Source organism: Pseudarthrobacter sp. alpha12b, from assembly GCF_054130495.1.
In genome coordinates this window covers 3732399-3746079 of sequence record NZ_CP196746.1, presented here as the reverse complement: position 1 = coordinate 3746079, position 13681 = coordinate 3732399, and the positions used below count along the sequence as shown (strand labels likewise).

The 13681-nt window shown below is 60.2% G+C and carries 10 protein-coding genes; 4 read left to right on the top strand and 6 right to left on the bottom strand.

All coding sequences use genetic code 11. The annotated features are described in order from the left end of the window. Window positions 1-177 precede the first annotated feature (177 nt). Together ACTAQI_RS17260 and ACTAQI_RS17255 are read left to right on the top strand one after the other, a co-directional pair. On the top strand, window positions 178-1305 hold the full coding sequence (locus ACTAQI_RS17260; RefSeq protein WP_457947483.1) for an ABC transporter substrate-binding protein: 1128 nt from the start codon (window positions 178-180) through the stop codon (window positions 1303-1305). A gap of 94 nt (window positions 1306-1399) precedes the next feature. After that, complete coding sequence (locus tag ACTAQI_RS17255) at window positions 1400-2218, top strand: alpha/beta fold hydrolase (protein WP_457947481.1); 819 nt, start codon at window positions 1400-1402, stop codon at window positions 2216-2218. Between the two features lie 180 nt (window positions 2219-2398). On the opposite strand, the gene ACTAQI_RS17250 is transcribed toward ACTAQI_RS17255, so the two are convergent. The 6 genes from ACTAQI_RS17250 to ACTAQI_RS17225 are packed head-to-tail and all read right to left on the bottom strand — an operon-like array spanning window position 2399 to window position 11161. Further along, complete coding sequence (locus tag ACTAQI_RS17250) at window positions 2399-4438, bottom strand: 3-hydroxyacyl-CoA dehydrogenase NAD-binding domain-containing protein (protein ID WP_457947479.1); 2040 nt, start codon at window positions 4436-4438, stop codon at window positions 2399-2401. A gap of 56 nt (window positions 4439-4494) precedes the next feature. Beyond that, window positions 4495-5721: an acyl-CoA dehydrogenase family protein gene (locus ACTAQI_RS17245; protein ID WP_457947477.1), complete on the bottom strand. Its 1227-nt coding sequence runs from the start codon at window positions 5719-5721 to the stop codon at window positions 4495-4497. Continuing rightward, on the bottom strand, window positions 5691-6812 hold the full coding sequence (locus ACTAQI_RS17240; RefSeq protein ID WP_457947476.1) for an ABC transporter substrate-binding protein: 1122 nt from the start codon (window positions 6810-6812) through the stop codon (window positions 5691-5693). Before ACTAQI_RS17240 ends, ACTAQI_RS17245 begins: the two co-directional genes overlap by 31 nt. Before the next feature lie 30 nt (window positions 6813-6842). Next, window positions 6843-8615, bottom strand: a complete 1773-nt coding sequence (locus tag ACTAQI_RS17235) for an ABC transporter permease (protein WP_457947475.1) — start codon at window positions 8613-8615, stop codon at window positions 6843-6845. Further along, window positions 8612-9739 (bottom strand): ABC transporter ATP-binding protein, encoded by a 1128-nt coding sequence (locus tag ACTAQI_RS17230; protein WP_457947473.1) that lies wholly within the window; start codon window positions 9737-9739, stop codon window positions 8612-8614. Before ACTAQI_RS17230 ends, ACTAQI_RS17235 begins: the two co-directional genes overlap by 4 nt. Before the next feature lie 27 nt (window positions 9740-9766). Then, window positions 9767-11161: an MmgE/PrpD family protein gene (locus ACTAQI_RS17225; RefSeq protein WP_457951093.1), complete on the bottom strand. Its 1395-nt coding sequence runs from the start codon at window positions 11159-11161 to the stop codon at window positions 9767-9769. Window positions 11162-11374: 213 nt separating this feature from the next. Here ACTAQI_RS17225 and ACTAQI_RS17220 point away from each other — a divergent pair, with 213 nt between their 5' ends. Next, window positions 11375-12088 (top strand): GntR family transcriptional regulator, encoded by a 714-nt coding sequence (locus ACTAQI_RS17220; protein WP_457947471.1) that lies wholly within the window; start codon window positions 11375-11377, stop codon window positions 12086-12088. Between the two features lie 319 nt (window positions 12089-12407). Next, window positions 12408-13604: an MFS transporter gene (locus ACTAQI_RS17215; protein WP_457947469.1), complete on the top strand. Its 1197-nt coding sequence runs from the start codon at window positions 12408-12410 to the stop codon at window positions 13602-13604. Window positions 13605-13681 lie beyond the last annotated feature (77 nt).

The following is a 13681-nucleotide window of genomic DNA, read 5'->3' as shown; positions in this document are numbered from 1 at the left end:
TGGCAAGACCTAAATTGCCCGTAAGACAAGATCCCCGCAGCCCAATCTCCCGGGCTCCGGGGATCTTGTCTACGCTTTCCCGCGGGCCTGGGACGAGCCCTCGGCGAGATCGCTTTCCAAGGCAAGGGCGCGGGCTTTTGCCGTTAGAACACCCTGACCCACAGAAAAGGTATCCTCATGCGCAAACAACTCACGGCTGCGATCCTGGCCATCGGACTCACCGCATCCCTCGGTGGCTGCGCAAGCGGCGAGAGCACCGCTGACGCAAGCGATACAACGACTGCACAGTTGTTGCCAATGCCGGTCATCGACACTTCAGACGGTCTGCGCATCGACGGCGAACTGATCGCGGACAAGAACCTTTACGAAGCTGCAATGAAGGACAGGGTCAAGCTCTATTCAGGTATCGGCAAAGAAGCAGAGGACCTGACGGACGCACGCTTTTTGGCTGAAACCGGGATCCCGGTCGACCTGACGCGGCTCGGGTCCAACCAACTCGCCGAACGGGCCCAATCCGAGTTTGGGACCGGCAAACTCGGGGCCGCAGTGATCCGCCTCACCGATGTTCGTCTCGCCCGCACTCTGGCCGACAAAAACATCTACGTTCCTTACCGAACCCCCTCCTACGACAAACTCCGCGAAAATAAGGCATGGGTCAGCGACAACTTCGTCAACTGCTACTACCTCGTCAAGGCCATGGCCTACAACTCCGCGGTCATCACGCAAAATCCACCCAGCAAATGGGAAGACCTGACCGACCCCAAATACAAGGGACAGCTGGGTGAAACTGCCGTTACCGCCGGAGGATCAATCAACGCCCTGGTCCATTTCCTGCTCAGCACCTTCGGTCCGCAGTTTCTTCAAGCAGAGGTAGCAAATGCGCCAAAAGTCTATGACTCAACAGCCACCCAGATAAGTGCACTCGCCCGCGGCGAGATCACCATCGCGCCGGTGAGCTTCGACAACGCCTTTGCCGCAGAAGTCTCCGGAGCCCCCCTCAAGATCGTTATCCCGGAACAAGGCGTTTCCGCGTCCGCCGGTGTTCTTGGCCTCACGTCCGTTGGCGAAAAGAGCCCAGCTGCACAAGTCTTCATGAACTGGACGATGTCCAAAGCTGCGCAGCGGTTCGCCGCGGCACAAGGCTTCGCACCCTCGCGCACGGACCTGGACCCCGTAAAGACCGGCCAGTATCAGCTCCCTAAGGCTAACTCCCCGCAGTTCCATCTCTTCAACGAGGACGACTTCGCCAAATATGCCGACGAGGATGCCTCGCTCTGGAAGAAGACTTTCAGCTTTATGGGCTAGCGACCGGCTACCACCAATACATGCCGAAAGCGCCGCTGCAGCAACCCCGGTTGCGCTTCATTGCACCAGCGGCCGAGAAGAAGGACCAAAAGTAATGACGAAACAAACCGGAGTGCCGAAGAGTCAGGTTTTTGCCCAAAGCATCGAATACGAAGACGTAGTCATCGAGACGCTTATTCAGGGGGCAGGGGAACCCATGGTGATCCTGCCCTCCCTTGGCAGGGGAGCATCCGACTACGACGAAGTAGCTGGGCTTCTTGCTGCGGCCGGTCACATGGTGATACGGCCCCAGCCTCGCGGCATCGGCGGTAGCTCCGGCCCGATGCTAGGGCTCAACATGCACGACCTCGCAGGGGACGTAGCAGCGGCTCTCGATCACCTCGCTGTAACGTCCGCCGTTGTGGTGGGACACGCCTTCGGCAGCCAGCCGGCTCGGATGCTCGCAGTCGACAGGCCTGACCAGGTGCGAGCCCTCGTACTTGCCGCCTCGTCTGCAGGTAAGGTCCCGGAAACCCTGCAGGAAAAACCCTACCGGCGGTTGCGCGCCGAGATTGACGGGGCAGGAAACCCTGCGCTCACCGAGGATGAACGGATTCGATGCCTGAAAGCAGCCTTTTTTGCGCCCGGCAATGATCCTCGGGTCTGGCTGGATGGCTGGTCCTGGCCAACGCATGAAATGCAGGCATTTGCTCGGGACAATACCCCGGTCGACGAGTACTTCGCCGGGGGCAACGTTCCCATCCTTGACCTGCAAGCCGCCTGTGACGCTGTAGTGATTCCCAATGTGTATCGTCCGCTCCTCGGTGATCGAGTGACTGTTGAAGTGGTCCCGGGAGCAGGGCATGCCCTCGCCCCGGAGCGTCCGGATGCCATGAGCACCGCGATCATTAAATTTGTTGCGTCGCTTCAATAGGTACCACCGCGGTCGAAAGACGACCGCGGCCACGAAGCGGTGAAACAAGTGGATCCGAAGGCCGACGGCCTTCGGATCCACTTGTTTCACCGCACGTTTTCACGTAAAGCAGCAGCACCCTGCGCTCATTTCCGACTGCTCGAGCGCGTTATGGCTGCCGGCTACCACGATGGCTTGCGGTCATTCGCCACGAACCGCCCGGCCGAGAATTCCTACATCTCCCTTGCGGAATCCAGGTCCTGAGACGGCTTGCAGCTGTTCCAGTTCGTGGGACAGTTTCACCGGATCCTGACGGGCGGCCCAGTAAGTGATGCCGCCTTCGTGTTTGGGGAAGCCGTATCCGAGAGTCAGCATCAGGTCTATATCTGAAGGACGCTCTGCGATGCCTTCGGACATGAGCAGGGCTGCTTCATTCGCCATGGCGACGAGGCACCTGCGAATGATCTCCTGGGCGGCAAAGGGGCGACGCTGAATATGTTTAGCAGCCGAGGACCGGAGGATCAGGGCCTCAACGTCCCCGTCCGGGATCGGAGTGCGTGCCCCACCGTCATACCGGTACCAACCTTTGCCGGTTTTTTGCCCGAACCGCCCCAGTTCGCACAGCTTGTCGGCAACGTCGGGGTAACGTTCACGTTTGTCACGGAACTCAGCTTTGCTCTGACGCATCCGCCAGGCCACATCGAGGCCCGACATGTCACCGACGGCGAAGGGGCCCATGGCGAAGCCAAACGATTCAAGGGCTTTGTCGACTTGGTCCGGCAAGGCACCTTCTTCGAGCATGAGTTCGCATTGGCGCCTGTAGGCACTGAAAATTCTGTTGCCGATAAATCCGTCGCACACCCCCGCTATCAGGGGGAGCTTGTTCACGAGCCGGGCAGCTGCCAGTGCCACATCGAGGGTTTCGGAGCTCGTGCGGTCCCCGCGGATGACTTCCAGCACAGGGGTACGGTGGGCGGGGCTGAAAAAATGCATGCCCAGGACCCGCCCGGGGCTGCCTACCGCTGAGGCCAACTCGTTCACATCCAGATAGGAGGTGTTCGTCGCCAGGGGAACATGGCTCCTGACAATCGACTCGAGGTCCCTCAATACCGCCTTTTTGACCATGGCATCTTCGAAAACTGCTTCGATGACAAGATCGGCTTCTGCCACATCCGATAGGGAACCGGATGCCGACAAGAGACGGATCCGCCTATCCGCGTCGGCGTGTGCGAGCTTGTCCTGCTCGGTCAGTCGGCGGTATTCATCTGAAATCCGTTTCACGGCAGTTCCCGCTGCTGCGCTGTCCTGGTCCACAAGGACGACCGGTACGCCGGCTTCCACGAAAGCCCTGGCAATCCCCCTCCCCATGGTGCCGGCACCTACCACTCCGATGCTGCGGAGTCTTATGGATGTGTGGGGACGGTTGGCCTTTTCCGCTGTCTTGCGTGCAAAGAACAAATGCCTCAGGGCCCCTGATTCCGTTCCATTTCGCAGCCGGTTGAACTCCGCCCTCTCGTGGACGTGAGCCTCCGCTGGACGGATCGCGGTTCCAGCAATCACGGCACCGATAGCCGCGATGACCTGCGGACGGGGACCGGACCGGGCGACGGCCAATCGAGCGGCGTCTTCCAGCGCGCCTGCCCTCTCATCGGGCACGGGCAGCAACCGCAGAATACGTTTGCGCTCAAGTGTGGCGGCGAAACGTATCGCTTGCTCCCGTAAAGAGGAGGGAACGACCTTGTCCACCAGTCCCTCCTGGACGGCTGCGGTGACCGGAATCCGGTCTCCTGAGGTGATGAGTTGAATCGTTCTGGCCGGACCAACAAGACGCATGGTGCGTTGCGTGCCGCCCGCCCCGGGAATCATGCCCAACGTGATTTCGGGCATGCCCACAACTGCGCCTTCCAAGGCGATGCGGCCGTCACACCCAAGTGCGAGTTCAAAGCCGCCGCCAAGAGTCGCCCCGGAAAGGGCAGCCACTACTGGTTTGGGGCAGTCCTCGACGGCAGCGATCACCTCCGGGAGCTCCGGCGCGGGCAGTGGTCCGAAAAACTCTTTCAGGTCGGACCCGCTGATGAAGTTCCGGCCGGCACCAATCAAAACAACGGCGCGGACCGCCGGGTCAGTTGCCGCCCTCTGCATCCCTGCGAGAAGCCCGGCGCGCACCTCCGCCGTACTGGCATTCACCGGTGGGTTGTCAATGGTCAGAAGGCCAACGTCACCATCAATCTCATAGCTCACGGGGCCCAACTTTGTGGCGTCGGGGACCTTGACGGATGCCCCTGAAGGTGCGGCGCTCACCGGCGCTGGCTGAAGCGTCGGCCGAAGATTTCTTCGGCAATGCGGTTCTTGAGGATCTCCGTGGAGCCGCCGGCAATCATCCATCCACGGGTGCGCCTAACGCAGTATTCAACGAGCGTGCCCGTGCTGAATCCTGTCGCACCCATCACTTGCATGGCTTCGTTGGCGGCTCGAAATCCCGCTTCATTGGCTGCCAGCTTCGCCACTGATGTCTCGTATGCGGAGGGAAACCCCGCGCTGGCGTTTTTTACGGCGCGGTCGAGAAGGCCCTCGGCTGCGTCCAGCCCGACAGCGACGTCGACCAATTTCCACTGCAACCCCTGGAACTCGTTCAGCGTCCGGCCAAACTGGGTCCGGTTGGCAAGATGTTCCTTGGCTGTCTCAAAGGCCAGGCGTCCCAGCGCCAGTGACCTCGAGGCGTTGCCTATGCGTTCGACGTTGAATCCGGACATCTGCTTTTTGAAGCCCCCCGGTCCGAGCAGGACGTTCTCCTTGGGTATCCGGCAGTTCCGGAAGGTGAGCTCTGCCCAGACTTCTCCGCTCATGAATGATGAGGGGTCGCCTACGGTGAATCCTGGGGTGCCCCGTTCGATCAGCACCGACCCAATGTTGCCAGTCCCGGGTCCAAAGCGGACATAGACCAGAAAGAGGGTTGCATCGACGCTGTGGGTGGACCACAGTTTTGTTCCGTTGATGATGAACGAATCTGCGTCTTCAGTCGCGGTGGTCTGTAGCTCCGTTGCGGCTGATCCGGCCTCCGCTTCGCTCATGGCCAATGAGATCAAGGCCCGGCCGGCGAGCAGATCCGGCAGGTATTTGGCCTTTTGTTCCGGGGTGCCGAATTCGGCGAAAGTTCTGATTGCTCCGAAGTTTCCGGCCTGGAGCACGTCAGCGCTCTTGGGGCAAACCATGGCCACTTCCCGGATTGCTGCTACAGCGTCGGAGAGTTGTAGTCCGGCGCCGCCGTCTTCGGAGGAGATGGTCAACCCCAGCAGGCGTTGTGCGCCGAGCAGTTCGGCGACCTGCCAGGGAAAGTTGGGTTCGTGCGCGCGCTGGAGGGCTCCTGCGGCCAGATGTTCCTCGGCGAAGGCCTCCACGGCAGCCGTTGACACTGTGCGCTCATTGATAATTGCGGTCATGCGTGGTCCAGTCCTGTTCGGTGTGGTCGTTTGACGGGCGACTCGGGCATCAGTTAGCCCACGTAGTTGAAGGCTTGCTTCCATACTTTTTCGTCGGCGTCTGCGTACTTCGCGAAGTCTTCTTCCTTGAAGAGGTGAAACCTGGGCGAGTCGGCTTTGGGCAGCTCGTAGTCCCCTGCTTTTACCGGCTCGATGTCGGTGCGGGATGGAGCAAAGCCCTGTGCACCGGCGAAGCGCTGCCCGGCTTTGGACATGGTCCAGTTCAGGAAGACCTGTGCGGCGGGACTTTCCAGGCCCTTGGGGGTGAGTCCCATGACGCCTTCAGAAGCGGAGACGCCCTTTTCCGGGATAACGAGTTTGATGGGAGCCCCGGAGAGCTCGGTTGCGAAGGCGTTGTTGAAGCTCACGGGGCCGAATGTGATCTCACCACGGGCCAACGCGTCGACCTGGGTTGATGTGCTGTCGAAAATCCGCGGCTGGAGTGTGCCCTGGCTTTGCAGGAACTCGGGACCGAAGGTGCTGAGCTGGAAATGGGCAAGGGCATTGATTGTGCCACCCGTTGTGATTGCGGTAAGCCCCAGCTTTCCTTTGTACTTGGGGTCAGCGAGGTCCTCCCACTTGGTGGGAGGATCCTTCTCAACGGCGGCGGAGTTGTAGGCCAATGCGTTGACGAAGTAATAGCAATTCACGAAGGTGTCCCGGGCGCCGGCGTTTTCAGAGACGAGGATGTCGTGTGATGGTGTCCGGTAAGGGACGAAGATCTTCTTGTCCGTAAATTCCCTGGCGATGCGGACGTCCGTCATCCGAATAACGCCGGCTTCCAACTTGCCCGCACCCGCTTCTGAAAGGGCCCGTTCCGCGAGTTTGTTCGTCGGCAAGCGGGTCAAGTCGACAGGTATCCCTGTTTCAGCCGAAAAGCGTGCATCCGTCAGGTCCTCTGCCTCTTTGCCCGTGCCTGAGTAGAGCTTCACGGTGTCATTCTTCGCTGCCTCGTAGAGCTTCTTGTCAGCGATGAGTTCACCGTCGATGCGGAGGCCGTCTGAGGTGTCGACAGAGGGCATGGGGAGCAATTCGGAGCCTGCGGCTTCCTTTGCTGATGTCGCCGTGCCGCCGCAGGCCGTTACGGAAACGGCCATACCGACGGCGAGAATGAGGGCAGTCAATGTCTTGCGCATGGGACTTCTTTCTGTGGCAGTCAAAGGTCTTTAGACGTTGGCGGCAACGCGTTTGGCTCCGAACAACCTGGGCAGGAAGCTCAGCGCGAACATGATCAGGCAATAGATAAGCGCCATTGCCGAGGCATCCCTTAGGGCACCGCCGTTTTCGAAAAGGTCGTAGATGGCGATTGAGAGGATCCGCGTGTTGGTCGTGTAGAGAAAGAGCGGGACGGTTATTTCGCGCATGCTGAGCATCAGCAGCAGCAGGAAAGTGGAAGAGACCGAGACCCGCAGCAGGGGCAAAGTAACGAACGACACGGCGCGCGATCGTCGGGCCCCGAGCAGAACGGCACTGTCCTCCAGGTCTCTATCGGTCGCTTGGATCGATGAGGCAATCCCCCGGAAAGCCTGGGGCATCTGGACGACAATGAAGCCGATGACCAGAACCCATAGCGTTCCGTAGATCGGAACCGGCATCACGAGCCAGGTCCAAAGCAGCCCCACGCCGAGCACGACGGCGGGGATCGCCAAGGGCACCATGGACAGTGACTCAAGGACGCCCCGGGCGACGGCCTGCGTTCGGTAAACGGTGTATCCGACGAGGAACGCCAGCGCGGTACCTCCGGCCGCTGCCAGGAGCGCAACAAAGATGCTGTTGGCAGTTGTCGTGACGAACAGATCTGAGGTCACCGCTTGGGTGAATGAGGAGAAATCAAAAGCGCCGGGCTTGCTGAGGCTTGCGAAGGACTGCATATAGGGCGATTTGCGTCCGGCCGAGAGCAGGAGTGCCAGTACCGGCAACACGATGGCGAGGAGGAAGTAGAGCAGTGCTGCCAGGAGGGCCGGGATGCGGAATTTTCCAAGCGACAGGGTGCGCGCCCTGACGCCCTTTCCGGAAACGGTGGTGAATGAACGCTTTGAAAGAAGCCGGCGCTGAAGGAGAGTTATCACGATCACTGCCGCGACAAGCGCGACGGACACTACTGCCGCCTCGTTACCGCGTGACGGTGAGGTATTGATAAGCCTGTAGATGAACGTCGGAAGTGTGTCGATCTGGCCCGGAGTCGCGAGAACCTGTGAGACCGGGAAGTTCTCCAGGACGTGGATGAAAATAAGAAGCCCGGACCCGAGAATTGCCGGAAGAGCCAACGGAAGTGTCACGGAGCGGATGGTGCTCCAAGTGGAGCCACCGTGAACGCCGGCGGCGTCCTCCAGGTCGGGGTTCATCATGGACATCGACCCGTGGATGAGCAGAAATGCGTACGGGGCGTAGTACATGGCCATGACCATGATGACACCGGGCATGGAGTAGATGTTGACGGGAATGTTCCAGCCCAGGTCGTGCAGGGCGACGTTGAGCAGTCCCGCCTTGGGGCTGCCCAGAATCGACCATGACAATGCCCCAACGTACGACGGAAGGAAGATGGGCATTAGCCCGATCAAAAAAACGAGAGCCTTAAGGGGGACGTTCGTGCGGGCACAAAGAAATGCGAGAGATCCACCAATCAAAAGGGCAGCCGCAGTAGCGAAGACCGCGATGACTATTGAATTCAAAGTGGCGCCCAATACTCCGCCTTCGACCAGGACCTTGAAGTTCTGCAAGGTCAGGTCAAGGTTGATGTTTCCAGGACGGGGAACATCTTTGCTGACGGCAGCGAGAAGGACGAAACCTGCCGGCACCAGGACCAGAAAGCCCACAATGATCAGCAATGGAAGACTGGCCCACCTGCTTCGCCCACCGATTTTCCTGGTTCGGGCGCGTGTAGGGGCTGCCGGTGGTGTGGCCACTGTCGGCGGGGCCGGGTCCAGGAGCGCGCTCATGCTGCCACCATTTCCGCGTCCGTATCCATGACGTCGTCCGGCAGGACGAGTACGTGCTCCGGGTCGATCTGTACGTTCACCCGTGCCCCCGGCGTCAAGGTTCCGGCTGAGACCGGGGGGCATACTGCGTCCAGGCTTACCCCGGTCGCGAGAGTTACCCTGCAACGAAGTGAGGCGCCCTGGAAGACCGCCACATCGACGGTGCCTGGGAATGTATTTATCTGATGGACCGGACTTTCACCGGCCCGGCGGCCTTCTGGGGTGACAAGGACGTGTTCCGGCCGGATACATGCGCTTGAGAGCCCTGCCGGCAAGGGTTTGGCGGTGCGCAGAGCCATGTCGTATTTACTCAGCTTGACCGTGGAGTGATCGCCGTGGGATTCGACTGGGAAGACGTTAGTGACTCCCAAGAAGGAGGCGATCGAGGCGCTGGCGGGTGAACCGTAGATCTCTGCCGGCGTTCCTTGCTGGGTGATCCGGCCGTCCTGCATGATGGCGATGCAGTCAGCTAACGCAAGGGCTTCCTGTTGATCGTGTGTCACATACAGGCTGGTGAGACCTTGCTCAACCTGGATTCTGCGCAACTCAACACGCAGGTCATCCCGCAGGCGTGCGTCAAGGTTGGACAGTGGCTCGTCGAGAAGCAGCACACTGGGGGACATTGCCATGGACCGGGCCAAAGCCACACGCTGCATCTGGCCACCGCTGAGCATGCTTGCTCCCCGGTCGGACAGATGGGCCAGACCGACGACGTCCAGGACCTCCATCGCTTGCCGTCTCTGCTCGCTTCTTCCAACGCCTTTCATTTTGAGCGGAAAGGCGACGTTCTCCAGTACTGTCTTGTGCGGCCAGACGGCATAAGACTGAAAAACCATGCCGACGTTACGCTTGAAGGCAGGGACTACTTTGCCCTTTTCTCCGTCAAACACCACGGAGTCGCCGATGGAGATCGTGCCTGCTGAGGGGCTCTCCAGGCCGGCGATGGAACGCATTGTCGTTGTCTTGCCACACCCGGACTGCCCCAAGAGGACCACCGATTGACCGTCAGGGATCGTAAGATCCAGATTCCGCACGGCAATATGCTTTCCGTACGTGAGCTTGAGGTTGCGGACCTTGACTTCCATGAAAAATCCTTCTCTCTTCGTTGAGGTTCAGGGAGTTGTTGCTGCGGACACGGACGTAATGGCCTGATCAATCTCGTCCAGGAAACCCAGCCCCGAAAAGTCCCAGGCAGCTTCGATCAGCCGCTTTGCCCCGTCAACACCGATGACGGGCTCCACGAGGGCGCGGACCTTTCCCTCCAGGTCCGAGTCCGACATTGGGTTGCTGGGTTCGCCATACGGTTGCTCCACCCGGTGGCTGAGCTCCGATCCATCCTTCAAGCGAATGGTCGCAGCGGCAGGGCGACCGGTCTTCGGATAGGCAGCATCGGCAGCCTCATCCAGATGCACGCTGACCTTCTCCATGAGGCTGAGTATCTTGGGATCAGACCTGACGGCTTCGCCAAAGTCGGTCAAGGTGACGCCACCGTGGAGAAGCGCGACCGCTATCGTGAAGGGCAGGCTGAGCTGGGCTTCAAGGGTTTTGCCAACATTTTTGCCGGCATGCCTCGTCGCGATGGTGAACGTGCCGATTTCGATGGATTCGATATTTTCTGGATCGATCCCGTGCTTCTGCCTCAGGTCCAAGACGGCGTCGATCGCGCCGTGGAGATGCCGGCAGCAAGGATAAGGCTTGACATACGTCTGAAGGATCACCCACTTCTCGCCGAGGCCATCCCGGACCGTACCCGGGAACCAGTCTGTCCCCGGGGCACCGGCAAATGCAGCGAAATAGCCGTCCGTTCCTTCAAGCACAGTCGTGGGACCAGTCAACCCGGCCTGTGCAAGATCAGCGCTGACGATCCCGTCACGTGCCGCCTTTCCCGGATGCACCCGCTTAATCTCGGCAGACTGACCAAGGAATTCAAAAAGACCACCGGCGTGGGAACCCGCAATCCCCAGAGCGTTGGCAACACCGTTGACATCCAGATCCAGGAGAACGCTCACAGCTGCAGCTGCCCCCAGAACGCCTGCTATCGCCGTGTTGTGAAAATGCCTGTTCCGCGTCGCAGGATGACCCGCATCCGCGATTCGGCAGGAAAGCTCCATGCCAATGGCCGCAGCAGTGAGGATCTTCTGAGCCGGAATATCGCGTTCCTGCGCCACCGCGAAGACCGCCGGAAGAATCACGGATGTAGGGTGCATGCTCCCAGGCGTATACCCCTCGTCCGCCTCGATTCCGTGCCCGTTTGTACCATTCAGGAGCGCGGCCCCCAACGTTGAGGATCGCCCGAAGCCAATGGCAGTAGCCGAAGTCCCCGGATATGTCCTGCGGACATGAGTGTGAACGGCCGCTGCAACAGGCCCCACTGAACTTGCAACCACTCCCCCAAGGTGGTCGAGAATCATCCGGCGCACATGGTGGCTAACGTCCTCTGGCAACAACTTCCGCTGCTGGTCCACTACCCACTCGGCTACATCCAAAGTCAAACGTGCTTGATCCATCAAATTGCTCTCCATGTCGTCTAGAACAGCAAGCGCAGACTCCGAAGCACTCACGAGGCCCCGTCGCACTCACCAACGTGAGCTACGTTACATACTCTATAGAGTGTTGTCTATGATTGTTTTCTAGACGCTCCTTCGCAAGTGTGAAGAAGCCTGACAGACTATTGAGTACAGAAGATAGAAACCTGTCTGCTGAAAGAAGAAGGAGTTCCCGTGGCCAACGGAGTTGAAGGCATATCCCCGCCAAAAAGTCGGACCGCCTACGTCGCGGCTCGACTCAAGGAGGACGTGGCAAACGGCGTCATCCAGCCAGGGGAACTGATCAAGCAGACTGTGCTGGCAAAACGATACGGCGTCAGTGCCACCCCTGTCCGGGAAGCACTTCGGCTTTTGGAGTCCGACGGCGTGATCACATACTCCCAGCACAAGGGTGCGTCAGTTCGCGAACTGACACCCGACACCGCACGTGACCTATACCGGATCAGGGCTGCAGCGGAAGCCGTGGCCGCCCAGATGGCGGTAGAACGCATGACTCCGGAAGGACTCGACCGCATCCGCGCCAAAAACAACGCCCTGAGAGCGGCTGTAGCGGATCCCGAGGTAACACCGGCGGAATTGTCGCAGATGAACAGGGAATTCCATTTCGCCATCTACGAGATGTCGTCACCCTTGGTCCTCCAGTACATCGAGCTGCTGTGGTCGAGATTTACACCGGGAGCCACCGTTTGGCGGCGCCCCAAGGACGCCACGGAACTACAGCACGAGCACGAGCAAATTCTCGATGCCATCGAACGGGGAGACGGCGAAGCCGCAGGCGCGTTCACGGCCGCGCATATCGCACACGCAGCGGCCGTTCGGGAACACGACCCCAACCTCCGGGCTTCGGGCACTGAGGAGCAACAGAATTTTCAGTCCCGGCTAGTGTGAACCAACTGTCGCACGCGACCCGAATTTTGAGGGCGACCCTAGCGTCCATTGCCCTACACAACACCCGGGGCAGCCTACCTAACGTCAAAACCGTCCGAGAAGGAAGCACTGGCCCGGGGCGGAACTACGACCCTCGACCTAGGCAAAAGCCTTTGACCGCACCACCGGCCTTGGCGATGTCCCGGCCGGGTGCAAGACCATGGCTGACTGCCAAGCACTCAAAGTAGCCGTCCGCCCCTAACACCCGACCAGTACCAGACCCCACTCAAACCTGATTTTCATACGACCGCTCGGAACGCACTGCGAAAGAATCCTGCCCGTGCATAAGCTACTCGTGCCATCGTCAGCCCTACTGTGGGGCCTCCAACTAGCCTTCCTCAGCCCCGCGTTGGCGCTGATCCTTGTCAATCTCTACGGGGCCACGACGGCCGAGGTGGGCTGGGTACTCGGCGTCTACAACGTCGGCGGGTTCATCGCCTCGTTGCTGCTGCCCGCCTACGCGGACAAGAAAAGGGACTATCTGGGCCCGATGCTCGCCTGCGGGGCGCTGACGTTGCTGCTGGCTGTAGTTCTGGGTTTTGCAACGACCCTGCCAACTGCAACGGTCGCCCTGGTGGTTATCGGCGGACCGGCGGGTGTGGGAAGCTCGCTGCTGTTCGCCCACCTCCGTCATTCAGGTGGCCGCCCCTCCGATGTCATTAACACCCGTGCGATTATCTCGGTGGCCTGGGTGGCCGGACCACCCGTGGCAACCTTCATCATGGGCTCGTTCGGCAACCGGGCCATGCTGCTGGCCATTGCAGCGGTCGCAGTGCTCAACGTGGCGGCAACAGCGATGATGATCAAGGCCCGTGGCGCAGCCGTATGTGCAGGTGGTACTGCAGGGGACGAAGCACAAAAGGCCCCCACGTCGGCCGAACTGTCCGTGAGCCGGCTGGACATCGTACTGATCACCGCCGCTTTCGTCCTGCTACAGGCGACCAACGCCACCGCTATGACCGTCATGACCTTGTACGTGACCGGCACGCTGCAGATGGACGTGATGTGGGCTGGCATTGCCCTCGGGGTCGCCGCTGCTCTTGAAGTGCCGGCCCTGCTCCTTGTCAGCCGGCTCACGGGCCGGTTTTCGCAGCTGGGCCTGATTATCACCAGCTGCATCGCGGGAATCGCCTACTACCTTGGCCTAAGCGCAGCAACAGGCCCCCTGCCATTGCTCGCACTGCAACTGCTGAACGCCTGGTCGTTCGCCGGCATCGCCGGGGTAGGTTTGCCGCTGTTCCAGCAGATGATCCCACGGCCAGGACTCTCCACCGGCCTGTACATGAATACCCGCAGGATAGGTGCGATCGTCTCCGGGCCCATCATCGCCGTCGGCTCCCTCACAGTTGTCGGTCAGCGAGGTATCTTCCTCACCAGCGCAGCCCTCACGCTCGTCGCTTTAGCCATCATCGTCGTCGCGAATCGCACAAAACCAGTCATGCCCGAACGATCAGCAACACGTACCGAAGTCCAATAAATCCTTTGAGTTACGACACGCCGGCGCGTCGGGAAGTCAGAGTCAGGGCATCGCCAAACCGGGTCCTCGCGCGGACG

Coding starts and splice junctions, on each gene's coding strand:
- ACTAQI_RS17260 (WP_457947483.1), top strand. CDS start 178: ATGCGCAAACAACTCACGGCTGCGATCCTGGCCATCGGACTCACCGCA.
- ACTAQI_RS17255 (WP_457947481.1), top strand. CDS start 1,400: ATGACGAAACAAACCGGAGTGCCGAAGAGTCAGGTTTTTGCCCAAAGC.
- ACTAQI_RS17245 (WP_457947477.1), bottom strand. CDS start 5,721: ATGGAAGCAAGCCTTCAACTACGTGGGCTAACTGATGCCCGAGTCGCC.
- ACTAQI_RS17240 (WP_457947476.1), bottom strand. CDS start 6,812: ATGCGCAAGACATTGACTGCCCTCATTCTCGCCGTCGGTATGGCCGTT.
- ACTAQI_RS17235 (WP_457947475.1), bottom strand. CDS start 8,615: ATGAGCGCGCTCCTGGACCCGGCCCCGCCGACAGTGGCCACACCACCG.
- ACTAQI_RS17230 (WP_457947473.1), bottom strand. CDS start 9,739: ATGGAAGTCAAGGTCCGCAACCTCAAGCTCACGTACGGAAAGCATATT.
- ACTAQI_RS17225 (WP_457951093.1), bottom strand. CDS start 11,161: ATGGATCAAGCACGTTTGACTTTGGATGTAGCCGAGTGGGTAGTGGAC.